Consider the following 24284-nt stretch of genomic DNA (forward strand, 5'->3'; position numbering starts at 1 on the left):
TTTTATAATAGGTCCTTCGCCCGCACGTCCCGACACGCGTAAACTTGCCGTTTCTGCCGACGCTCCGGTCAACTCAACGGCCGTTCTTCCTTATTTATGTCCGACACCGCCGCCACCCCGCCACCGAATCTGTCATCGATCAATCCGCCTGTGGCGGCCGTCAAGGCCGGCCAGCGTTATGCCTTCGATGGCGCGCACGGCTCCGCCGACGCGCTGCTGGTCGCCCGTTATCACCTCGCGTACCACGAACGGCTGCCGCTCATCGCGGTGGTCTGCGCGAGCGCGGTGGATGCGCAGCGCCTCGCGCAGGAAATCCCCTACTTCGCGCCGAATGCGCGCGTGCGGCTGCTGCCGGACTGGGAAACACTGCCGTACGACACGTTCTCGCCGCACCAGGATCTGGTCTCGGAACGGCTCGCGACGCTGCACGATCTCGGCGAAGGCCGCTGCGACATCCTGCTGGTGCCGGCCACCACCGCGCTGTACCGGATGCCGCCCGCTTCGTTCATGGCCGCCTACACGTTCGCGTTCGCGCAGGGCGAGCGGCTTGACGAAGCAAAGCTGAAGTCGCAACTCACGCTGGCCGGCTACGAACACGTGAGCCAGGTGATGCGGCCCGGCGAGTACTGCGTGCGCGGCTCGCTGATCGACCTGTTCCCGATGGGTTCGCCGCTGCCGTACCGGCTCGATCTGTTCGACGATCAGGTCGACTCGATCCGCGCGTTCGATCCGGATACGCAGCGCAGCCTTTACCCGGTCCGCGACGTGCGCCTGCTGCCGGGCCGCGAGTTTCCGTTCGACGAAGCATCGCGCACTGCGTTTCGCAGCCGCTGGCGCGAGGTGTTCGAAGGCGACCCGAGCCGTGCATCCATTTACAAGGACATCGGCAATGGCGTGCCGTCGGCAGGCATCGAGTATTACCTGCCGCTGTTCTTCGAGGAAACCGCCACGCTCTTTCACTATCTGCCCGAAGGCTCGCATCTGGTGTTCGCGGGCGACCTCGACGCGGCGATCAAACGCTTTACCGCCGACACGCGGCAGCGCTTCAGCTTCCTGTCACACGATCGCGACCGGCCGATCCTCGAGCCGCAGCGGCTCTTTCTGTCGGACGAAGACTTCTTCACGCTCGCCAAACCGTTCGCGCGCCTCGTGCTGCCGTCGAAAGCGGAAGGCGGCTGGGCGTTGCCGCTGCCCAATCTCGCGCTCGACCGTCACGCGGACGATCCTGTGACCGCATTACGCGCGTATCTGGATACGACGCCGAATCGCGTGCTGTTCGCGGTCGAATCGGCGGGACGCCGCGAGACCATCGCGCAACTGCTCGCGGAACACGACCTGCGCGCCGGTTCCACCGATAGTTTCGACGCATGGCTTACCGAGGACGCGCGTTTCGCACTGGGCGTCGCGCCGCTCGCGAGCGGCTTCGCGCTGCCGGGCGAAGGCATCGCGATCATCACCGAAACCGAACTTTACGGCCCGCTTGCGCGCCGTGCGGGACGCCGCCGCCAGGAGCAGGCAAGCAACGTCGACTCGATGGTGCGCGATCTGTCGGAGCTCAAGGTCGGCGATCCGGTCGTGCATTCGCAGCACGGCATCGGCCGCTACATGGGCCTGGTCACGATGGATCTCGGCGAAGGCGAAACCGAGTTTCTGCACCTCGAATACGCGGGCGAAAGCAAGCTGTACGTGCCGGTTGCGCAATTGCATGTGATCTCCCGCTATAGCGGCGCGGACCCGGAAAGCGCGCCACTGCATGCGCTCGGCTCCGGCCAATGGGAAAAGGCCAAACGCAAGGCCGCGCAACAGATTCGCGATACGGCCGCCGAACTGCTCAACCTGTACGCACGCCGCGCGGCGCGCGAAGGCCACGCATTCAAGCTCGATCCGCGCGACTACGTGAAATTCGCGGAAAGCTTCGGCTTCGAGGAAACGCCGGACCAGGCCGCCGCAATTGCGTCAGTGATCGGCGATATGACAAGCGGCAAGCCGATGGACCGGCTGGTCTGCGGCGACGTCGGCTTCGGCAAGACCGAAGTCGCGTTGCGCGCGGCCTTTATCGCGGTGATGGGCGGCAAACAGGTCGCACTGCTATCGCCGACCACGCTGCTCGCCGAACAGCATACGCAGACCTTCTCGGACCGCTTCTCCGACTGGCCGGTGCGCATCGTCGAGCTGTCGCGCTTCAGGACCGCGAAGGAAATCAGCAGCGCGATCCAGCAGATCAACGACGGCACTGTCGACATTGTGATCGGCACGCACAAGCTGCTTTCATCGGAAGTGCAATTCAAGCGGCTCGGGCTGGTGATCATCGACGAAGAGCATCGCTTCGGCGTGCGTCAAAAGGAAGCGCTGAAGGCGCTGCGCGCCGAAGTCGACGTGCTGACGCTCACCGCGACGCCGATTCCCCGCACGCTCGGCATGGCGCTCGAAGGCCTGCGCGATTTCTCGGTAATCGCGACCGCGCCGCAGAAGCGGCTCGCGATCAAAACCTTCGTGCGGCGCGAGGAAGACAGTGTGATCCGCGAGGCGATGCTGCGCGAATTGAAGCGCGGCGGCCAGGTGTACTTTCTGCATAACGAAGTGGAGACGATCGAGAATCGCCGCGCGATGCTCGAGGCGCTCGTTCCCGAAGCGCGCATTGCGGTCGCGCATGGACAGATGCACGAGCGCGAGCTGGAACGTGTGATGCGCGATTTCGTCGCGCAACGCGCGAACGTGCTGCTCTGTACGACGATTATCGAAACCGGCATCGACGTGCCGAGCGCGAACACCATTCTGATTCACCGCTCCGACAAGTTCGGCCTCGCGCAATTGCATCAGTTGCGCGGACGGGTCGGCCGTTCGCATCACCAGGCGTACAGCTATCTGCTCGTGCATGATCCACAGGGGCTCACGAAACAGGCGCAGCGCCGGCTCGAGGCGATTCAGCAGATGGAAGAGCTCGGCGCCGGCTTCTATCTCGCGATGCACGACCTCGAAATTCGCGGCACGGGCGAAGTGCTCGGCGACAAGCAGTCCGGCGAGATTCACGAAATCGGCTTCCAGTTGTACACCGACATGCTGAACGACGCGGTGAAAGCGCTGAAAGACGGCAAGGAACCCGATCTCACCGCGCCGCTTGCGGCCACCACCGAAATCAATCTGCACGCGCCGGCGATCCTGCCGGCCGACTACTGCGGCGACGTGCAGGAGCGGCTATCGCTGTACAAGCGTCTGGCCAATTGCGAACACAACGATTCGATCGACGGCATTCAGGAAGAACTGATCGACCGCTTCGGCAAGCTGCCGCCGCAGGCGCACGCACTGGTCGAAACGCATCGGCTGCGCCTCGCCGCAAGGCCGCTTGGCATTTCGAAGATCGACGCCGGCGAAGCGGTGATCGCGCTGCAATTCATTCCGAATCCGCCAGTCGACGCGATGCGCATCATCGAGATGGTGCAAAAGCACAAGCACATCAAACTTGCCGGCCAGGACAAACTGCGCATCGAGACGCGCAGCCCCGACCTCGCCGTGCGCGTCGCGACCGTCAAGGAAACGTTGCGTGCGCTCGGCGCGTCGTCGAAAGGCGCGGCCGGTCAGCGCGTGACCGCGCAGTAAAACGGCGATGAGCGGCCGATCCGCCAGCGGCAAGCGCGCCCAGCGCACAAAGGTTCTGCACGCAACCGCGGATGCGGATGAACCGCTCGCCGCACGGACCGCTTCGATCGTCGATCTGCTGACGCGCCTCGTGCGTATCCCGAGCCGCGGCGGAATCGACCCGACCGCGCCGGTACTCGAATGCATCGAGCAATGGTTTGCGCGGCATGCACCCGCGTTGCCGTGCACGCGCGTGATGTCCGCGCGCGGCGAACCGCTCGGACTGTATGTGCAAGTGTGCGGCACCGCGCCAACGCGGGCGGCAAACAATTCTTCTGACAAAAGCGCGGCCAGCACGCGTTATTACGTGCTAAACGCGACGCTCGACACCGCGGGTTTCGGCGATGAATCGGTCTGGACGCACCCGCCGCTTGCCGCACACATCGTCGACGGCTGGCTATACGGCCGCGGCGCGGCCGATAGCAAAGCTGGCGCCGCGCTCTTTGCGCATCTACTGGCAGCGCTTTCACACCGTACCGCCGAATTCGCCGGACGCATCGGCCTGTTGCTCGATCTCGACGAACATACCGGCCGCTTCGGCGGCGCGCGTGCGTTTTTCGACAACACCGGCAATATTGACAGCACTGGCAATCAAATCATCGGCGCAGGCCGCTGCGACCCACCTCGCCCTGACGGCGTCCTGATCGGCTACCCCGGGCACGCGCGCCTGATGGTCGGCGCCCGCGGCTTTCTGCGTGCGCGGCTCGTCGTGCACGGCATCGCCGCGCATTCGGGCAGCGGCAGTTCGCGCGGCCTCAACGCGGCGGTGCGCGGCGCCGCGCTCGCGAACGCATTACACGATATACCGCTACCCGCGATTGACGATGCGACTTTTAACCGCCAGGCACAATTGACCGTGACCGGCATCCGATCGGGAGACGGTGCGTTCACGGCGGTACCGGACCGGTGCGAAGTCACAATCGATATCCGGCTCACACCCCGTTTCGATGCGCGGCACGCGCGCAGCCTGATCGCCGATGCAGTGCGCGCGCATGACATCGCCTATACGGCTAGTCCTGCAAATAATCTATTGACGGACATCGAATGGATCGATGGTTGGCCCGCTTATCGTGTGCCCGATAGCCATCCGATGATCACCGCGTTGTGCAAAGCGGCACAGCACAGATTCGGTGCGGCGCCATCGTGCGAAGTGGCCGGCCCTTCGAATATCGGCAACTACCTGGCGTCGCTATCAATCCCTGCACTATGCGGCTTCGGCCCGCGCGGCGAACAGTTTCACGCAAACGATGAGCGTGTCGACCTGTCAAGCATCGCGCCCGTCTATCAAATCTACGAAGACACACTGCTCGAATTGCTTCGCGCTTAAGCCGCGCGATGTGTGTTTTATGCTGCGACGCGCAACCGGCCCGCGCAACGCGCGATCAATATGCGGCATTTTGGCTTATTAAGGGTTTTTGGGTATGATCGGGCAGACAATCAAGCCGGAGTCCCCGTCATGTCCCAGGTCGCTGAATCAGCAGCTCAGCCCGCACGAATGTCCTCTCCATCCGCGTCCGACGCTTCTGAATCCGGCCTCTCTTCTCAAGCCAATTCCCGTACTGCACCGCTTTCGCTGCCGTGGGTCGAACGTCTTGTGTCATTCGATACCGTTAGTCGTAATCCGAATCTCAGCCTGATTGAAACCGTGCGCGACGCATTGCGTAAGCAGGGCATCGACGCGACGCTCACGCATGGCGACGGCGGCACATGGGCGAATTTATTCGCAACGATCCCAGCGCACGACGGCGAAACGAACGGCGGCGTCGTATTGTCCGGACATACGGATGTGGTGCCGGTCGATGGCCAGAAGTGGGACAGTGACCCGTTCCGGCCGGAAGTGCGAGACGGCAAGCTATACGGCCGCGGCACCTGCGACATGAAGGGTTTTATCGGAGCAGCGCTGACGGCCGTGCCCGATATGCAACGCGCAAAGCTCGCGCGGCCCATTCATCTCGCCCTCTCGTTCGGCGAAGAAGTGGGCTGCGTCGGCGCGCCGCTGCTGATCGAAGATCTGATCAAACGCGGCATCAAGCCCGAAGGATGTATCGTCGGCGAGCCGACCAGCATGCGGCCGATCATCGCGCACAAGGGCATCAACGTGTACCAGTGTTGCGTGCGCGGCCAGGCCGCGCATTCGTCGCTCACGCCACAGGGCCTGAATGCGATTGAATATGCGGCGCGTCTGATCTGCCATATCCGCGACATCGCGGACCAGTTCCGCGAACAAGGGCCTTTCGACGAACTCTACGACGTACCGTTTACCACCGCGCAAACGAGCACGATCGAAGGCGGCAACGCCGTCAACACGGTGCCGGCCGAATGCCGCTTTGCATTCGAGTTCCGCAATCTGCCGACCCTCAACCCCGAACCGATCTTTGCTCGCATCGAGCAATACGCTCGCGAGACACTGCTGCCAAAAATGAAGCGCGAGCATGAGGCCGCCGCGATCGAATTCACGAAAGTCGCCGCCGCGCCCGGACTCGATGCGGCCGAGCAGGCCGCGATTACGCAACTCGTGCGCGCGCTCACCGCGCATCGCGACAAGCATAAGGTCGCTTACGCGACGGAAGCTGGCCTTTTCTCTCGCGCAGGCATTCCGAGCATCGTCTGCGGGCCGGGCGACATCCAGCAGGCGCACAAGGCCAACGAATTCGTCGCACTCGATCAGCTCGCGCAATGCGAGCGCTTTCTCGGCAAGTTCATTCACAGCATGTCGATCGACGCACACACGCGCTGACTCCGGCTCAAGCCGCAGACGTCTCCACGAACACAACCCAGATACGCTCACGCCATGTCCACCGCCATCCAGCAGCACACCGACCACACGATCGACGGCGAGCCGATTCCGACGCTCGATGCGATCGCCTCGCAGCATTTTGCGTTGACGCCGTGGGTCGTGCGAACGCCGGTGTTCGACCGGATGGACTTCCCGACACTCGAAGGCACGCTCGTCAACTTCAAGTTCGAGTTACTGCAGGCCGGCGGCAGCTTCAAGGCGCGCGGCGCGTTTACGAACCTGCTGGCGCTCGATGAACCGCAACGTAGCGCGGGCGTGACCTGCGTGTCCGGCGGCAATCATGCGATCGCAGTCGCTTATGCGGCGATGCGGCTTGGCATTAGCGCGAAAGTCGTGGTGTTCCGTTCGGCGAATCCGGCGCGCATCGCGTTGTGCCGGCAGTTTCGCGCGGAAGTAGTCGTCGCGGAAAATCCGGTCGAAGCGTTCGAGATCGTGCGCCGCATCGAAGCGGAAGAAGGCCGCTACTTCGTGCACCCGTTCAACGGTTACCGGACCGTGCTCGGCACCGCGACGCTCGGCTACGAATGGGCGACGCAAACGCCGGACCTCGACGCGGTGATCGTGCCGATCGGCGGCGGCGGACTCGCGGCCGGCGTATCGACCGCACTGCGGCTCGCAAATCCGCGCGTCCATGTGTACGGCGTCGAACCCGAAGGCTCCGATGTGATGAGTCGCAGCTTCGCGGCGAACCATACCGTGAAGATGGGCCATATGCATTCGATCGCCGATTCGCTGATGTCGCCGCACACCGAGCAATACAGCTACGAACTGTGCCGCCGGCATATCGACCGGCTCGTGACCGTCTCGGACGACCAGCTGCGCGCGGCGATGCTCACGTTGTTCGCGCAACTGAAACTGGCGGTCGAGCCCGCTTGCGCGGCGGCGACCGCCGCGTTGCTCGGACCGTTGCGCGAAACACTGCAGGGCAAACGCGTCGGCGTCCTGCTATGCGGTACCAACACCGATACCCTCACGTTCGCGACGCATATCGAGCGCGCACGCTCGACGCAGGCATAGGACGCGCGGTAAAAACCGGGGTAAGCGCTCCTACCCCGTTTGCCTGATCGTTCGCTATCATGCGTGCATTGACCACCAGGAGAGATGCCTTATGAGCATGATCAAGGAATTCAAGGAATTCGCCCTCAAGGGCAACGTGATGGATCTGGCAGTCGGGGTGATTATCGGCGGCGCGTTTTCCACCATCGTCAATTCTGTGGTGAAAGATCTGATCATGCCGGTTATCGGCGTCGTAACCGGCGGCCTCGATTTCTCGAACCTGTTTATTCTGCTCGGTCATATTCCCGACAACTACAAGGGCAACCCAAGCTCATACAAGGACTTGCAGACGGCGGGCGTCGCGGTATTCGGCTATGGCTCGTTCATCACGGCCGTGATCAACTTCGCAATTCTCGCGTTCATCATCTTTCTGATGGTGAAATTCATCAACAACCTGCGCAGGCCGGCCGAAGCGGCGCCGCCGCCCGCGCCGCCGGAAGACACGCTGTTGCTGCGGGAAATCCGCGATTCGCTGAAGAGCGCGCCGCGCTAGGCGCTTGCGCCGTCGCTCGCGGTCTTTTGCGCCTTCGCGTCCGCCGCGCTCTCGATCGCCTTCTCGAGCTGCGTGAAATTGACCGGCTTGGTCAGATGCGCGTTAAAGCCCGCGTCGAGGCAACGGCGGATATCCTCGTCGGTACCGAAGCCGGTCAGCGCAATGGCCGGCACATCGGAGCGCTCGCGAAACGCGCGGACGAAATCGATGCCGGTGCCATCCGGCAAACCGACATCGCTGACGATCAGATCGAACGAAGCCGTTTGCGTCGCCGCAAGCGCGTCCGCGACGCGCCCGACGACGGTCACTTCGTGCCCGAGTGTGCGAATCAGCTGCGCCATCACCTCGGCGGTATCTTCGTGGTCTTCGATCATCAGGATCGACAGCGCGCCGGCCGGGTAGCCGATCGATGCGTCCGCAACGACCGGCTTGTCCGCCGGCGGCTCCGCGGTCGGCAGTGTAATCGTGAATGTCGCGCCGCAATGCGCGCCGGGACTATATGCGGTGACCGTGCCGCCGTGCGCATCGGTTAGCGCTTTCGTGATCGCCAGGCCGAGCCCGAGGCCGCCGAACTGCCGCGACATATTCTGGCTGCCCTGCTCGAACGCATTGAACAGCTTGCCTATCTGCGCAGGCTCGATACCGACGCCGGTATCCTCGACTGAAATCTGCAAGTGCATCCGCTCGTCGCGGGTACGCACGTAAATATGGCCGCCGTCCGGCGTGAACTTCGCCGCGTTACGGATCAGATTCCACAGCATCTGCTGCAGCCGCGCGCGGTCGCCGAGCACATAGTGATGACGGGCCGCCTTGTCGACGTGCACGTCCTGCTGCTTCACCTGAATTTCGCTGCGAAAGAGTTCGAGCACGCTGTCGATCACCTCGTGCACGTCGACGGTTTCGTGCGCGAGGCGCAGCTTGCCGTTCGCGACACGCGTCAGATCGAGCAGATCGTCGATCAACCGCGCTTCCAGTTCGACGTTGCGGCGGATCATCGCGATGCCCGAGCGCGCCGATTCGGGTAGCCCCGGAATCATCTCGACCATCCGCGCGCCGGCCAGCACCGGCGTCAGCGGCGTGCGCAGCTCGTGCGACAGCATCGCGAGAAAGCGGTCCTTCGCGCGGTTCGCTTCTTCGGCGAGCTGGCGCGCGGTCTGCTCCGACTCGAGCAGCCGCTCGCGCTCCTCGATCGCCTCGCGCTGCGAATGGACGTCCGTGCAACTGCCGAACCACTTGCTGACCGTGCCGTCCGCATCGCGCATTGCGACGATGCGCGTATCGAACCAGCGCCACGCGCCGTCATGCCGGCGAATGCGCAACTCGTGCCGGTATTCGGAGGTGCCGCTGCGCACGGTTTTCAGCCACGTGCGGCGGACTTCCTCGCGATCGTCCGGATGCACCGCGTCGAGCCATGCGAGCCCGAGCGAAGCGGCGCTATCGAGGCCGGTGTAGTCGAACCACTGCTTCGACACGAAGTCGCATGCGCCGCTCGTGTTGCAGGTCAGCACGAGGTGCGGCAGCGCTTCGGACAGCGTCCTGTAGTGCTCTTCGCGATCGCGCAGCATCAACGCTTCGGCGGAGGCCCGTTGCAGCCGCACCTGCGACAGCACGCGCTCGACCGCTTCCGGCAGATAGTCGAGATAGTCGCCCGCCTTCGGCACGACATCGGACACCCCCGAGCGCAACGCCTCGATCACGCGCGATTCGTCAGTGAAGCCGGTGACGAGAATAGCCGGCACGCGCACGCCCTCGCTGCGCAGCCGGCGGAAGAAGTCGAGGCCTGTTTCCGCGCCGGTCAACTGATAGTCGAGCACGAGCAGGTCAGGCGCGCTCTCGGCGATGCGTGCGCGCGCCGCGCCAACGCCCGCGCACAGCGCGACCTTGCAGCCGGCGCGTTCGAGCGACTTGCGGGCGAGCCGCAGGATACCCTCGTCATCGTCGACGACGAGCACATGCGCCGTGGGCAACGTGGATACGTCTTGTGTCATGCTGGTTCTTCGTTGTGTGTGCTGTCGATGACCGGCGTCGGGTTCAAGCTCAGGTTCGGGTGCAGGTCGCTGTGCGCAGCCCGCGCGCCCAGAAGCGCGGCGCGGACCGTTGTTACCCGAAGGACAGCGCGCGCCGTCATGCGACGATCATCCGGTGCCCCGGCGGCAGCTTAACCACTTGCAGGAAGAAACCGAGCCGGCGCACCGCTTCGATAAACGCATCGTATTCGACCGGCTTCGTGATATAGACATTGCAGCCGAGTTCGTAGCAGCGCTCGATTTCCCGTGGATCATCGGTCGTCGTCAATACGATGACCGGCATCGCCGCAGTCGAAGGCGACTCCTTCAGCCGCCGCAGCACCTCGAAGCCGTCGACGCGCGGCATCTTCAGATCGAGCAGCACGACGTAGTTCGTCAGATCGTCGCGCGGCGGATACTTGCCGATGTGTTCGCCGAGCGGCCGGTCGCCGAAGAAGTAATCGAGCGCCTGCTGGCCGTCCGCGAACCTGACGAAGCCATTCGAAATGCCGGCCCGGCGCAGGTTGCGCTCGACGAGCGTCGCGTGCCCGTCGTCGTCCTCGACTAGCACGATGCCCACCGTCTTGCCGCCCCCTTCCGAACCTGTCATGTTTCCTCCAACGATAGCCGCCTGTTGTTGTGCGTCACTTGCGCGTCACTTGTTGCATCACGATACGCTCAGGTCGAGCGCACCGGCTGGTCCGGCAGCACGACGAAAAACGTCGAGCCCGCGCCTTCCGCCGATTCGACCCACACCCGGCCGCCGTGCCGCTCGACGGTGCGCCTCACGAGCGCAAGGCCGATCCCGTCGCCTTTCGATACATCGCCGTGCAGCCGCTGGAATGCGCGGAACATCTTCGGCATATACGCGGCCGGAATGCCGAGCCCATTGTCTCGCACATAGAAGGTTCGCGTCGTCGGCGCTTGCGGCTGCGCTTGCATCTGGGTCGGGGACCGCACGTCGTCTTCGGGCTCCGCGGCGAGCGCGCCCACTTCGATCCTACCGGGCCGGCCCGGATCGAGAAAGTTCAGCGCATTGCTGATCAAATTGCTGAACACCTGTTCGATCGCGGCCGGATCGCCCCATGCGGACGGCAGATCGCGCACCGTGACCGTCGCAAACCGTTCGCGAATCTGCGACTGCAATGCGTCGACCGCGCGCGCGACCACACGGCCGACGCTGACGCGCTGCCACTGATACTCGAGACGGCCCGCACGCGAGATGCGCAATAGCGCATCGATGATCGCCGCCGCACGCGTGACCGACGAGCGCAGAAACTGCAGCGACTCACGCATATCGCCGTCGAGCACACGCGCGAGACGCCGCTCTTCGGCTTCCGGCAAACCGGCGCCATCGATGGTCGCGCGCACGTCGTCGCACGACACCTGCAACTCTTTCGAGAAGCCCTGCAGGTTGACAAGCGGCGAACGCAGATCATGCGACACGCTATAGATGAACATCTCGTTGTCCTGCGTCTCCTGACGCAGCGCCTCGTTGACGCTCGCCAGTTCGCCCGCGCGCGCCTGCAGCCGCTTTTGCAGGGTCACCTGCTCCTGTTCCGCGACACGCAAGCGGGCACTTGTCTGGTGCAGCGCCGCGTCGAGCGCGGCGATTTCGTCGTTACCGGCCAGCGGCGCACTCAACGGCTGGCCGTTGCCGAGGCGCTCGGCATTGTCGGTCAGCACTTCCAGACGGCGCGCGATATTGCGCGCGAAGACCAGCGCGGTAACCGCCCAGACCAGCATCGACCCGACCACCGCGAAGATCAGCGCATATTGCTGGCGCGCACGCGTCTGCGCGACCGAAGCACTGCGCTGCGCATCCAGACGCGCCGCTTCCGCGATAAACGCATCGAGTTCGTGACGCACGATGCCGATTTGCACGGGCATCGCGTTCGCTTCGAGCGAAATATACGTTTTCACACTGCGCCCTTCGCGCAGCGCCTGCGCGGCATCGAGCGCCTGCGCGTGATAGTGCTCGACAGCGTCGCGCATCGTGTGCACGCGTGCAAGCTGTTGCGGGGTATCGGCAACCAGTTGCTCGAGATGCATCAACCGGTCCGACAGGTCGACCCATGCGGCATGACGATCGATGAACGCCGCATCGCCAACGATCAGCCCCGTGCGCACGCGCGCCGCCTGACGCAACAGCGGGTCGGCGAGCGCGGAAGCTTGATAGAGAATCTGCTTGCTGTCGGCAGCCGAGCGCACCGCTTGCGCGGTTTGCTCCTGCGTGTCGAACACGACCCCCAGCAGCGCGAGCTCGACCAAGCTCGGCAGTGCGATCAGCAGCAGACCCTTTGTGAATAGTTTCATATTCGCCTGGCAAACGTTCCGGCCGCGACGATAAACAGCGACGACGCGCGAAGACACAGCATCGGGAGATGCACGGGTAGGCAACCTCTACGACCTCGAGTAGCCTGAAGACCGGGCAGCACCGGCGCGACGAAGCTGCGCGGCTGGAATCAGGCAATTATCGACGTGAATCGACGATATTTCAACGCGGTCCGGCCACGCGACATACCGCATGCGAAGCGCCGCGGGATGCTGCACGGCGAAATAATGCAGGAGAAGTGCTGGCGCACACAAAAATGCCTTTTTTATCGGTGACGGAATCATTCGCGCGGCCCATGCGTCTATCATGGAGACAGATGCACAGAAAGCGAAAGCGCACGGCGACGCGATTCGGCATGGTTCCGCACGGGCCGGTGTTAGACGGGCACAATGTCGAATCACCGTGAATCCGGCATTTTCGTATGCTATAAAAGATCGACGTGCGGCGCGCGAAGCCGGGAGTGGTCGCATGAGGACGCTGCGTTTCTTGCAATTCTTTTTCAGGCGAATTTTTATGTCCTTCCCGAAAAAGCGTAGACGCGCGAAGGTGGACGGCGACGAGTCGTTCCTCGCGGTACTACGGCATTTCAAGGCATTCGGTCAGCTCGATACGAAAATTGCGCGCGCCCGCGCGCAGGACGAGCCTGTGCTGTATGCGCACGTGCTGCCCGGGCTCGACGTGTTGTTATGCTGCGTGCGCGGTGCGCAGCCGCCGTATCCGGCCACCGCCGAGCTGCGCCGCCGCTGCATCGAATCGATCGCGAACGCACTGGAGCAGCCGCTCGACGGGCTGGAGAACGGCGGTTACTGGTACGAGGCCGACGGCTTCGGCTTCCTGGTATTTGCAAGCCGCGCACGCACGCGCATCCTGCCGGAGTTCGGCGCGTCACGGTCCGCCGCGGGTGTGCGGCGCATGCGGCGGCAAGATGCGGGCGACACCACGCCGCGCTCGTTGCGGTAGGCAATTACACCGGCAAAGAGCGTGAGTCTCTTTCGCCACGATGAAAGGCCGCGCTAGCGAATGCGCGGCCTTCGTCATTTGCGGACCATGTTTTTTGAGCTTTTCGCCGCTCATGCGAACGCGCCGATTCTCATCGATTTATGAGGCGCGGTTTATCGTCGATTCACACACGCGCAACGTTGCAGCTGCATGCGCGAACTCTCTCCTGTCTTTAATCTTCAAACCCACCCGCACGTTCAACTAACTGCCTTTGTACTCCGCCGCATTTTCAGGTGACTTTGTCTTCGGCTTTTGTGAAGCCGGCGCTTTGCCCTTGCTCGCCGAAGCCCCCGACGCCGGCGTGTTGTCGGGCGTCAGCAGTGACCCCTTCGCGCGCTCCTTGTGCCCAGGCGGTGGCGCGCTCGGCTTCGCGCGCATATTCGCGAGCAATTCACCGCAAGGCAGTGGCTTGTTATTGCTGGGCGCGATCAGCGGCAACAATGCGGCGAACGGATTAATCAGGCCGAGGCCCACCATCGCGCCGCCGCGCAGCGCCAGCGCGGCCGCGTTCACACCGACATGCGGATCCTTGAACGTGCCCTTCGCATACAGCGGCGAGCGCAGCGTGAAGATCCGGAAGCCCTTCGTATGCGGGTGGATGCCCAGGTCGAACGTCTCGTCGCGCAGATTCACCTGACCGTCGATATTGATCACCGCATCAGCCGTATCGAGCGCGAATACGCGGGAATCGAGCACGCCGTCGGTCACGACGAAGTCCGCCGCCGCGCAGTTGATCTTCACATCGCGTGTGCCGAACAGCTTTTCGTAGATCACATTCGCGACGTTCAGCCCCGCCGCCTCCATCAGCAGCAGGCTCACGGTGCCGTCGGTGACGAGCAGCTTCACTTCGCCATTCGACGTACTGGCCAGCGCGGCCGGCGAGTTGCCGGTCGCCGACAACGCCGCATCGCCGTTGATCTCGCCGAGCGCGCTTTGCATCGTCTTCACTTTCGGGAACAACTGCTTGAGCTTCACATGTCGAGCCGACGTCGAGAAACGCCCCTTCAGCGGCGTGCTGCTACCATCGAGCGTGATGTTCGACGCGAGCGCGCCGCCCGCGACGCCGAACTTCAGCGGCTCGAGCGTCAGTACTCCGTCCTTCATCACGACATGCGTATAAAGGTCGGTGATCGGCAGGCTCGGATCCTTGATAATGCGCCGGCCGGTCAGCTTGACGTCCGCGTCGATCGCCTTCCAGCGATCGGTGTGAAACGGCTCGACCGGCAACACCTTGTCCGACGGCTGCTTCACCGCGTCGCCGCGTTCGGCCTTGCTCCTGTTGCTATCGGCGCCGATGATCGGAGCGAGGTCGGCGAACCGCAACGTGTTCGAAACCAGTTCGCCCTGCAGCAGCGGACGCGGCTTGCGGCCGACGTAGGTCAGCGTGCCGTTCAGATCGCTGCCGCCGACCCGGCCTGTAAAATTTTCATAGGTGAAGGTGTTTCCGCTCGCGTTGAATTGACCGATCAGGTGGCCCTCGGTCGCATACGGCGGCGTCTGCGGCAGCGTGATGCCGGTGAGTCCATATAGATGATCGAGGCTCGTGCCGCGCAGCCACAGCCGCAGGTCGACCGCCGCGAGATGCGCAGGGTCGGTCAGCGTGCCGACCAGCGCAACGTGGAGGTCGCCGGCCTGCACGTCCGCCTGCACCGGGAACGGCCGGTCCGGATCCTGCAGCGCAAGCACGCCGCCGACCTTGCCATCGCCCGACACGGGCGTTTTGTTATACGTACCCTTCACCGACCAGCCGATCGCGTATGGCGCGATCACCTGTCGTCGCGGACCTGTTGCTGAAGGCGCGCCGCTTGCACCGCTTGTGCCGCTCGCCACCCCGCCCGCACCCGCCCGTTCATTCGCGACCGCGCCGCTCCCGGCACTGGCCGGGCCCGGCGCGACCACCACCGTCGACGCGCCCGACGCGACTGCGTCTGCGCCACCCTGTGCGCGCGGCAGCAAAGCCGCGCCCGTACCCGACGCAGTGGACGCAGCCGATGCTTCGGCCGGTTCCGCCTGCCGCTCGAACTGGTGCGCACCCGCCTTGCCGACCTCCCGCGCGGACGCGCTGCGCGATTTCGCCTGCTGCTGCTGCAGCGCTTCACCGATCGGAATCGGCTTGCCGAGCGTATCGACGATGATCTGCATATCGACCTTCTTCTGCTCGTCGCTCACTGAGATGCGCCCTCTGTCGAACGCGATATCGTGCAGATCGAGCCTCCATTCGGTCGGTCCGGCGGACGACTTGAGCTTGAACGTCCAGTTGTTGCGGCCATCGATAAGCCGCTCGACATCGACCGACGGGTTCACCAGGTGGATGGCCGGAATCACGATGTCGTGTGCGATCAATGGCAGCACCTTCACCTGAAAGTTGATCTCGTCGAGCGTCGCGAAGTGCGGCTGTTTGGTCCAGTCCGGATTCGCAATCGTGATATTCGATGCGGAAAACCGCGGCCACGGCACCCATGCGCGCCATCCGGTCTCACCCGTCGAATGCCGCAAACCGACCTTCAGATCGCCCTCGATCGCAAACGGCCGGCCGATTGCTTCGCTAACCTTTTCGTTGACCCACGGACGCGCGCGATTCCAGTCGAACGTCAGAATGAAGACCGTCAGTATTGCGATCAGGATCGCCAGCACGGCGACGAACCATGCGACGATCCTGCCGATGCGCCGCGAGAACGATGGGTGGGTCTTCTTCGAGACATTCATGAGGGCTCCGGTCCTGTTCCCTGCACTGTCGTTATCCGGGCAGCAGATGCCGTGCCCGGTTTGCCCGAACCCGCGGCACGGCTTACCATGGCAGCCGCGCCGCAACGTTGCGCAATGCATGGCGGCGAACCCTTCGCTTGCAACCCCGCTGGCGGCCCGCCGGCCCCCTCACAGACAGAACAACATGACGGCTACTCCGATCGTGCAAGCCGAGCGCATCGTGCGGCGCGATGCGTTGCGCGACAACAGGACGCTGCTGCAGCCGACCGACTTCGCACTCGTGGGCGGCGACCGCGTCGCGATCAGCGGCCCGTCCGGCTCGGGCAAAAGCGTGCTGCTGCGCGCGCTTGCGCTGCTCGACCCGCTCGATGGCGGGCGCGTGCGCTGGCACGGCAACCCGGTATCGCGCAGCGCGATGCCCCGCTATCGCCGCGCGATTGCGTATATCCGGCAGCGGCCCGCGCTGCTGGATGGCACCGTCGAAGACAACCTGCGTTATCCGTTCTCGCTCGCCGTCTATCGCGACGTGCGCTTCGAGCCGGCCTACGTCGAAGCGCTCGCGACACACGCCGGGCGTGGCGCGGGCTTTCTCGAGCGTCAGGCAAGCGAGCTGTCGGGCGGCGAAGCGCAGATCGTCGCGCTGATCCGCGTGCTGCAGCTCGCGCCCGAAGTGCTACTGCTCGACGAACCGACCGCATCGCTCGACCCCGAATCGACAGACGCAACCGAGGCGCTGATCGATGCATGGTTCGAAGACGCGCCCGCGGCGCGCGCATGCGTCTGGGTATCGCACGACAGGGCTCAAGCCGCGCGCGTCGGCAGGCGTCAGTTGACGATGCGTGCGGGCGTGTTGAGCGAACCCGCGGCCGACGCGCCGGACCCGGTAGCGGCCGCGCTCACGCGCAAACCTGAAAGCAACCAGACCATCGGCAAGGAGTCGACCCGATGACATTGCGCGACCTGCACCTGTGGGAAGTCGGCATCGCCGCGCTGCTGATTCTCGTGAACGGCGCGTTGTCGGTGCTGCTCAAGCTCGACCTCGAACGCAAGCTTGCGTGGGCAGCCGCGCGCACGATCGTCCAGCTGCTGGCGGTCGGCTACGTGCTCGGCTGGGTATTCAGCCATGCGCACTGGTTCATCGTGCTGCCGCTGATGATCGTGATGACGCTGATTGCCGGCTTCGCGGGCGCGCAACGCGGTAAACGGACCTATGCAGGCCAGCGCGCGGACAGCGTGCTGTCGATCTGGGTCAGCTCGTGGCTGGTGGCCGCGGTCGGGCTATTCGTCGTGATCCGCATTCATCCGTGGTACGAGCCGCAGTACGCGATCCCGATTCTCGGCATGATCCTCGGCAATACGCTGACCGGCGTATCGCTCGGCATCGAACGGATGACCGAAGAATTGACCGCGCACCGCGATCGCGTTGAAATGGCGCTGGCGCTTGGCGCGACCCGGTGGGAAGCCGCGCAGGGCCCCGCGCGCGACGCGGTGCGCGCCGGCATGATCCCCACGCTCAATCAGATGGCGGTGGTCGGCGTGGTCAGTCTGCCGGGGATGATGACGGGCCAGGTACTCGCAGGCCAGTCACCGCTGCAGGCGGTCCGCTACCAGATCGTGATCATGTTTCTGATCGCGGCCGCGTCGGCGCTCGGCACCGTCGGCGCCGTGCTGCTGACGTATCGCCGGCTCTTTTCCGCCGAACACCGGTTTCTGGCGTCACGGCTGATCGAACGAACTCAACGGTCGCGCGCCGCGCAATAAACTGGCTTGATGCGGCGGCGCCGAAGTGGACCGCCATTGTCACGCGAGTGTCACGCAATCACACCCGAGTGCATCGCTCGCCGCATCACATTCCGCATCACATTCCGCATGACGCCCGATTGGCACGGCTGCAAACGCAGCGATACGCTCAACGCTTCGCGGACACCGCCACCTGCGAGCCATCGCTCAACGTGATGGTTTTCGTGCTGCCATTGGTCGGCATCGTGAAGCGCACCACCTGGCTCACCGCGGTGTAATTCGGACATTTGATCGTTTTGCCTGCGCTCGTCACGTCTTTCGTGCCGTGCGGCGTTTGCGCCTGGAAGTTCATCTGCACGGTCGCCATGCCGTCCTTCGCGACGACCGGCGCGAAACGGATCTGCGTCTGACGGATCATCGCGCCGTTCGAGTCGATCGGCAGCGATGCGTAGCTCGGACATTCGCTCGTCGCCGGCACCGCGCCGCCCGGCGGCACGGTCTTCCACGTAAAGTCGTCGGTCTCGCCGGAGCGGATCGTTCGGGTTTCCTGCGCATTGCCGAACTGTTTCGATGTGACCTTCACCGTGTAGCGGATCGGTCCATCGGTGGCCGCCTTCGATGTCACCGTGATCGGTGTTGCGGCGAAGCTGGCGGCGGGCAGCGCAGCAAGTGCGCAGACGAAGGAAGCAGCAACCGGAACGGCGCAGAGACTCAAGCTGATGCGCATGCTTTTGCTCATACTGTCACCTCGTTATTGTGCTGGCGGGCAGCGCGACTCGCGATCCGTCGACCTGTCGCGCAACGCCCTGCCAGTCAGTCTAACGCGGCGCGCGGCGCATGCGTGCATCGTGGGGATCGGGTATTACCCCGCCCGGGCGGGCGCCCGCGCTACACGCCCAGCCAGTGTTGCAGCGCGCATCGCCGCTCCATGCATCGGTTAATGCTGGCGGCGGCCGCGCGATCGATCGCCCTTATGCTGCGAATTCCGGTTTGCGTGCGCGTCGTTCTGCGTGCGTTCCTGGTACTCGCCGCCGCCGCGCCGGTCGGTGTCCTCAAGACCGTGCTCGATATCCTGATGCGCCTGTTTTCCGACACCGCGCGGATCATCCTCATGCTGCGACTCAGGGCTCTGATCGGTCTCGTGCGGTAGCGGCGCCGACGCTTCGTGCGAGGCGTGCTGCTTGCCGGCGTGTTGCTTGTCGCGCTCAGCCGGCGGCTTCTGGTCGCCCGTGGCGCGTTCAGTTGAAGTTTTCATCATGCGTCCTCCGTACTGTTTCTCCGTCGTTTCCGGATCGTTTCGATTGCCATCGCCTACCTGCGCTAGCCCGCGAGCCGTTTTTTCATCGCCGCGGTAATGCGCTGCCGTGTCTTCGCGTAAGCGGCCCACGGGTCGTCGCGCAACGTCTGCAGCCGTTCGTGCAGATTGGCCACGTTCCACTGATCGCCGGCCGTCGTTTCGCTCACTTCGTCCCAGCCGATCGGCACCGATACGCCAAGACCCGGCCGTGCCCGCACCGAATACGCGGCGACCGTGCTCGAACCGCGGTTGTTACGCAGGTAGTCGACAAAAATCTTGCCCTTGCGATTCTGCGCGCCCATCTTCGCGGCGAACTGCTTCGGCAGCGTCGCGGCCATGTGCTGCGCGACCGCCTGCGAAAAATCCTTCACTTCGTCCCAGCCGGCATGCTTCGCGAGCGGCACCACCAGATGCAGGCCTTTACCGCCGCTCGTCTTGCAGAACGACACGAGCCCGAGTTCGTCGAGTAGCATGCGCGTCAGTTGCGCGGCCTCGATCATCCGTTCCCAGCCAAGCGATGCGTCCGGGTCGAGATCGAACACGACGCGGTCCGGCTTCTCGATGTTCGACGCCACCGCGTTCCACGTATGCAGTTCGATCGTGCCCATTTGCGCGGCGCCGACGAGCGCCTGGACGGTCTCGATCGTGATCAGCGGCGGGTGCCCCGGGTCGACCCCTTCGTGCTGCGTCACATGGGGTATCGATAGCTTCTGCGCGTGCTTCTGGAAGAACAGTTCGCCGCCGATATCCTCCGGCGCGCGCACCAGCGCAACCGGCCGGTCGCGCAGATGCGGCAGCATCCAGTCGGCGACTGATTCGTAGTAACGGACCAGATCGATCTTGCGCGCATCGGTGTGCTTGTCGATCACGCGGTCCGGGTGCGAGATGCGTACGCCTGCGACGGTTTCGGTTGTCGAGCGTTTTGCTTTCGATGCGCGCGGCGTCGCCACTTTCTGTTGCTCCGCATCCTGCGATTTCGTCGCGCGCGTGTTCTTGCGCGATGGCGATGCCGATACGGCACGCTCTTCGTCGGTGGACTGTTGCACGTCGACTCCTTTTCGCGCTGCCTCGATCACGATCTGTCGCGCGGGTTTATCGCGGCGCAGGCTGACAAACGATGCCTGACGGACGATGCCTTCATCGGTCCATTCCGCGAAGTTGCACTCGGCGACCAGTTCCGGCTTGACCCAATGCACCGGCGTGCGGCTGCGTTCGCTCGGCGCGCTCGCAAATGGCATCCGCGAAGTTTCGAGTGCGTCGAGTTCCTTTTTCAGCGAGCGCAGCCGCGCCGCATCGAAACCGGTACCGACGCGGCCGGCATAACGGAGCTTGCCGTGCGCGTCGTGGACGCCGAGCAGCAGCGCGCCGAAGTCCGTGCGACTGCCGCCCGGCTCCGTATAGCCGCCGATCACAAACTCCTGGCGGCGCCGACACTTGAGTTTGATCCATGCGGACGTGCGGCCCGACGTGTAGCGGCTGTCGCAGCGCTTGCCGATGATCCCTTCGAGCGACATCTCGCATGCGCTTTTGAGCAGCGCCTGGGCGTCGGTGCCGAAATCGGCGGAATAACGCAGCGAATCATCGCCGAGCGGTTCGAGTAGCGCGCGCAGCAGCGCACGGCGCTGCTCGAGCGGCACGCCGCGTAGGTCATAGCCGTTCAGATACGGCACGTCGAACAGGAACAACGTGATGTCACGCTCGCGATGGCTGTCGAACGCGTTTTGCAACGCCTGGAAGTTCGGGATGCCGTCGTTGTTGAGCACCACAGCCTCGCCATCGAGCCACGCGGTATCGACGCCGACCGCGGCGAGTGCTTGCGCCTGCTTGCTGAATTTATCGGTCCAGTCGTTGCCGGCGCGCGTATAGATTCGCACCGGGTCCTTCGCATTGCGATGATCGATTCGGGCAAGCACCCGATAGCCGTCGAATTTGATCTCGTAGCGCCACGTGTCGCCCGCGGGTGGCGAATCGACCAGCGTCGCGAGTTGTGGCTTGAATGTCGTGGGCAATGCGATTTTGACCGCGCCTTCAATCGACGGATTTCCGGCAAGCTCGCGCAGCGATTCGCTGTTGCGGGTCGCCACGATGTCAGGGTGTGAGCTGACGGCGGCGCGCTTTGTGCGTCCGGTTGTTTTCGGCTTTGCAATCACCGCGCGCGTGTGATGTGAATCCGCTGCTACGCGCTTTGCACCGCCGCGAGCGTCGCCTTTGCCGGCTTCGCCGCCGCGGCTGCCTGTGCGGGTGTTCTCGCCGGTACCGCGCGCGCCGCGCGCGTCGGACAGCACACTGCCCGGAAACGCATCGAGCACATCGAATTCGCTTTCGCTATGCGCGTCGCTATCGCGTTCCTTGATGAGCAGCCATTGTTCCTTGTCGCCGCTGCCGCGCATGTGGCTGCGCACCAGCGTCCAGCCGCCGTGCAACTTGTCGCCGTGCAGATGGAACTTGAGCTTGCCGGCCGCGTACGCCGCGCGCGCGTCGTCTTCGCCGCCGGCGGGCTCCCACGTGCCGCGGTCCCAGACGATCACCTCGCCCGCGCCGTAGTGCCCCTGCGGAATCGTTCCTTCGAATGAACCGTACTCGAGCGGATGGTCCTCGACGTGCACCGCGAGCCGCTTGACCGACGGGTCGAGGCTCGGCCCCTTCGGCACCGCCCATGATTTCAGCGTGCCATCGAGTTCGAGCCGGAAGTCGTAGTGAAGCCGCCGTGCGTCGTGTTCCTGGATCACGTACGCGAGCGCGTGCGCGGACTTGCGCGCAGCGGTCCCGCTCGTCGAGCGGCGTTGTGCCGTTGCGCCCGAAGGCTCCGGTGTCTTATCGAAGCGTCGTTTGCGGTGATAGGTCTCGAGTTTGTCGGCCATGATTCATCGTGACGGTCTGCTTCGTTGTATCGCGATGCGGCGCGTGCGTGGCGCGCGTCCGCACTTTCGCCCCTACAGTCATGCGGCGCGCCGTTTGCGCGGCGCCGAACTGCTCGCGGTGCGCCGCGCGGATGGCTTGCTCTTCGTGCGGCGCGACGTGGCGCGCTTGCCGGCCTCTGTACCGGCCTCTGTGCCGGCCTCTGTGTCGGCCTCTGTGTCGGTGTCGGCCTCGGCGTCGGCGTCCTCGCCTTTGCCGCTGGCCTTGGCGGGCGCTGCTTTGCGCGGTGGCTTCCGCCTATCGCGGCCGAGACTGCGTTTGAGCAGATCGCTCAAGTCCAGGATATCCGCGCTGCGCCGCGTTTCGCGCGGTTCCTCGACCTCGCCGATTTCCTCGGTCTTGCCCGCGCGCACCTTGCGATCGACCAGCGCCATGATGTCGTCGTGGAACGTGTCGTGATACGTGGACGGGTCCCACCTGTCGCTCATATCGTCGATCAGCCTCTTGGCCATATCGAGCTCGCGCGCGGTAATGCCTGCCTTTTTCGGACTTTCGGGCGGTAGCTTCAGTTCGTCGTACGAACGCACTTCGGCTGCCCAGCGCAACGTATTGAGCGCAAGAACCGGTCCGAGCGGAATCAGCACGGCGAGATGTTGCTTGTTGTGCATCACGACATTGGCGATACCGACCTTGCCGCTGTCTTTAAGCGCATCGCGCAGCAGTGCATACACTTTCTCGCCCTTGCGATCGGGCGCGAGATAGTAAGGCGTATCGAGGTACAGAAACGAAATCTCGGGCGCTTCGACAAAGGCGAGAATATCGACGGTTTGCGTCGACTCGGGGTTCGCCGAGCGAATCTCCGCATCGGACATCACGACGTACTTGCCCTTCTCGTATTCAAAGCCGCGCACGATGTTCTCGCGCGCTACTTCCTTGCCGGTGCGCTTGTTGATCTGCCGATATCCGATCGGATCGACCGAACGCTTGTCGAGCAGATTGAAGCCGACCTTCTCCGACTGCGTCGCCGGATACAACTGTACCGGCACGTGCACCAGACCGAAGCTGATCGCGCCCTTCCAGATCATGTGTGCCATCCCGCGCTCCCCAGGTTCAGACTTCAGCAGAAGCAGCAAACATGCCACGCAGCCGCATGCGCGCGGCTGCGTTCGCGCGTGCGCACTTCGGACGCGACCCGACTGTGAGCGGGCTGTAACTCTTGCGTCGCGCGCGGCAAAAGATACGGGCGCCGCCGTCACCCGCTCGCGCCTGTCAACGGTACACCGGGAAACGGGCCGCGTAGCCGGTTCGGCGACGCATCGCGGACCCGTTACAATACCGGGGTTTTGCGCGCCCTTTCCGCTTCTGCGCCTGTGGTTACGTCTGTTGTTGCGTCCGCCACGGCATCCATTACCACGCCTTCTTCAGCGCCCATTCGCGTCGACATGAACCTCGTTATCCAAAGCCTTGCGCCGCTTTCCGCCGATCATCGCAAACCGCTCACCGCGCTCGCGCACGGCTCATCCGCGACCGTGCTCGATGAGCACGCGATCCGTGTCGAAAACGCGAATCCGGCGCAGCGCGCGGACCTCGATGTGTACTGCGGCACGCACGAACTCGACTACGCGTTTGTCGCGCCGGGCATGCGCATCACCGATTTTGGCCTCGTCGCGATGGATATGGATTCGACGCTGATCACGATCGAATGCATCGACGAAATCGCGGACTTCTGCGGACTCAAGGCCGAAGTGGCCGCGATTACCGAGGCGTCGATGCGTGGCGAGATCAAGGACTTCAATGAAAGTCTGACACGCCGCGTCGCGTTGCTGAAGGGACTCGATGCGAGCGCACTGGAACGTGTCTATGAAGAGCGTCTGCAGTTGTCGCCGGGTGCCGAACGCATGCTCGGGGGCGCGAAGGCAGCCGGGCTCAAAACGCTGCTCGTGTCGGGCGGCTTCACGTTCTTCACAGAAAAATTGCAGGCGCGGCTGAACCTCGATTTTACGCGTGCCAATACGCTGGAAATCGTCGACGGCAAGCTGACCGGGCGTGTGCTCGGCGAGATCGTCAATGCGGATGTGAAAGCGCGTATGCTGCGCGACGCGTGCGCGAAGCTCGGCATCGAACCGCGCCGCGCGATCGCGCTCGGCGACGGCTCAAACGACCTGAAGATGATGGAAGCCGCAGGGCTGTCGGTCGCGTTTCGCGCAAAGCCCGTGGTGCGCGAAGCAGCGAGCGTCGCGTTCAATTTCGTCGGGCTGGATGGATTACTGCGGCTTTTTTCGGCGTGAGTAACCGGTCGGGCTGCCCGGGTTGAACCTCGGTCCGCGGTATCGGCCTGCAGGCTCAGCGTGAACACGCAC

The 24284-nt window shown here is 64.0% G+C and carries 17 protein-coding genes; 9 read left to right on the top strand and 8 right to left on the bottom strand.

Annotated features, from left to right (window positions below; all coding sequences use genetic code 11):
- The first annotated feature begins 96 nt into the window (after window positions 1-96).
- The 5 genes from mfd to mscL all read left to right on the top strand — a co-directional run bounded on the left by mfd (window position 97) and on the right by mscL (window position 7982).
- Window positions 97-3597, top strand: a complete 3501-nt coding sequence (gene mfd, locus BX592_RS06840) for a transcription-repair coupling factor (protein WP_134190909.1) — start codon at window positions 97-99, stop codon at window positions 3595-3597.
- A gap of 7 nt (window positions 3598-3604) precedes the next feature.
- Window positions 3605-4963 (top strand): M20 family metallopeptidase, encoded by a 1359-nt coding sequence (locus tag BX592_RS06845; RefSeq protein WP_134190910.1) that lies wholly within the window; start codon window positions 3605-3607, stop codon window positions 4961-4963.
- A gap of 129 nt (window positions 4964-5092) precedes the next feature.
- Complete coding sequence (gene argE, locus BX592_RS06850) at window positions 5093-6373, top strand: acetylornithine deacetylase (protein ID WP_134190911.1); 1281 nt, start codon at window positions 5093-5095, stop codon at window positions 6371-6373.
- Between the two features lie 54 nt (window positions 6374-6427).
- Window positions 6428-7450 carry a threonine/serine dehydratase family protein gene (locus BX592_RS06855; RefSeq protein ID WP_134190912.1) on the top strand — a complete coding sequence of 341 codons (1023 nt, stop codon included), beginning with the start codon at window positions 6428-6430 and terminating at the stop codon, window positions 7448-7450.
- Window positions 7451-7541: 91 nt separating this feature from the next.
- Window positions 7542-7982, top strand: coding sequence for a large conductance mechanosensitive channel protein MscL (gene mscL / locus BX592_RS06860; protein WP_134190913.1), 441 nt, complete (start codon window positions 7542-7544; stop codon window positions 7980-7982).
- Here mscL and BX592_RS06865 read toward each other — a convergent pair.
- From BX592_RS06865 to BX592_RS06875, 3 genes are all read right to left on the bottom strand, one after another.
- Window positions 7979-9970, bottom strand: a complete 1992-nt coding sequence (locus BX592_RS06865) for a hybrid sensor histidine kinase/response regulator (RefSeq protein WP_134190914.1) — start codon at window positions 9968-9970, stop codon at window positions 7979-7981. The genes mscL and BX592_RS06865 overlap by 4 nt on opposite strands.
- A 136-nt stretch (window positions 9971-10106) precedes the next feature.
- Entirely contained in the window at window positions 10107-10598 is a 492-nt protein-coding gene (locus tag BX592_RS06870; protein ID WP_134190915.1) for a response regulator, read from the bottom strand.
- Window positions 10599-10666: 68 nt separating this feature from the next.
- Complete coding sequence (locus BX592_RS06875; RefSeq protein ID WP_134190916.1) at window positions 10667-12304, bottom strand: sensor histidine kinase; 1638 nt, start codon at window positions 12302-12304, stop codon at window positions 10667-10669.
- Window positions 12305-12791: 487 nt separating this feature from the next.
- On the opposite strand from BX592_RS06875, the gene BX592_RS06880 reads away from it, so the two are divergent.
- Window positions 12792-13283 carry a hypothetical protein gene (locus BX592_RS06880; protein ID WP_134190917.1) on the top strand — a complete coding sequence of 164 codons (492 nt, stop codon included), beginning with the start codon at window positions 12792-12794 and terminating at the stop codon, window positions 13281-13283.
- 240 nt (window positions 13284-13523) lie between these two features.
- Here the strand turns inward: BX592_RS06880 and BX592_RS06885 are convergent, their stop codons facing one another.
- A complete protein-coding gene (locus BX592_RS06885) occupies window positions 13524-16028 on the bottom strand; it encodes an AsmA family protein (protein WP_134190918.1) in 2505 nt (834 codons plus the stop codon).
- Window positions 16029-16212: 184 nt separating this feature from the next.
- On the opposite strand from BX592_RS06885, the gene BX592_RS06890 reads away from it, so the two are divergent.
- Entirely contained in the window at window positions 16213-16977 is a 765-nt protein-coding gene (locus BX592_RS06890) for an ABC transporter ATP-binding protein (protein ID WP_134190919.1), read from the top strand.
- Window positions 16974-17789: an ABC transporter permease gene (locus tag BX592_RS06895; protein ID WP_134190920.1), complete on the top strand. Its 816-nt coding sequence runs from the start codon at window positions 16974-16976 to the stop codon at window positions 17787-17789. The genes BX592_RS06890 and BX592_RS06895 overlap by 4 nt, the downstream gene beginning before the upstream one ends.
- A gap of 148 nt (window positions 17790-17937) precedes the next feature.
- Here BX592_RS06895 and BX592_RS06900 read toward each other — a convergent pair whose 3' ends face one another.
- From BX592_RS06900 to ku, 4 genes are all read right to left on the bottom strand, one after another.
- Complete coding sequence (locus tag BX592_RS06900; RefSeq protein ID WP_134191061.1) at window positions 17938-18495, bottom strand: DUF6013 family protein; 558 nt, start codon at window positions 18493-18495, stop codon at window positions 17938-17940.
- Window positions 18496-18705: 210 nt separating this feature from the next.
- Entirely contained in the window at window positions 18706-19023 is a 318-nt protein-coding gene (locus tag BX592_RS06905; protein WP_134191062.1) for a hypothetical protein, read from the bottom strand.
- A 65-nt stretch (window positions 19024-19088) separates the two neighbouring features.
- The gene (ligD, locus tag BX592_RS06910; RefSeq protein WP_134190921.1) at window positions 19089-21926 is read right to left on the bottom strand and encodes a DNA ligase D; all 2838 of its coding nucleotides are present in this window, start codon (window positions 21924-21926) and stop codon (window positions 19089-19091) included.
- A 78-nt stretch (window positions 21927-22004) separates the two neighbouring features.
- Entirely contained in the window at window positions 22005-23018 is a 1014-nt protein-coding gene (gene ku / locus BX592_RS06915; RefSeq protein WP_134190922.1) for a non-homologous end joining protein Ku, read from the bottom strand.
- A gap of 348 nt (window positions 23019-23366) precedes the next feature.
- Between ku and serB the strand changes: the two genes are divergently transcribed.
- Window positions 23367-24212: a phosphoserine phosphatase SerB gene (serB, locus tag BX592_RS06920; protein ID WP_134190923.1), complete on the top strand. Its 846-nt coding sequence runs from the start codon at window positions 23367-23369 to the stop codon at window positions 24210-24212.
- Window positions 24213-24284: the final 72 nt, after the last annotated feature.

Origin of the sequence: Paraburkholderia rhizosphaerae (genome assembly GCF_004366595.1) — a bacterium.
Classification (GTDB): domain Bacteria; phylum Pseudomonadota; class Gammaproteobacteria; order Burkholderiales; family Burkholderiaceae; genus Paraburkholderia; species Paraburkholderia rhizosphaerae.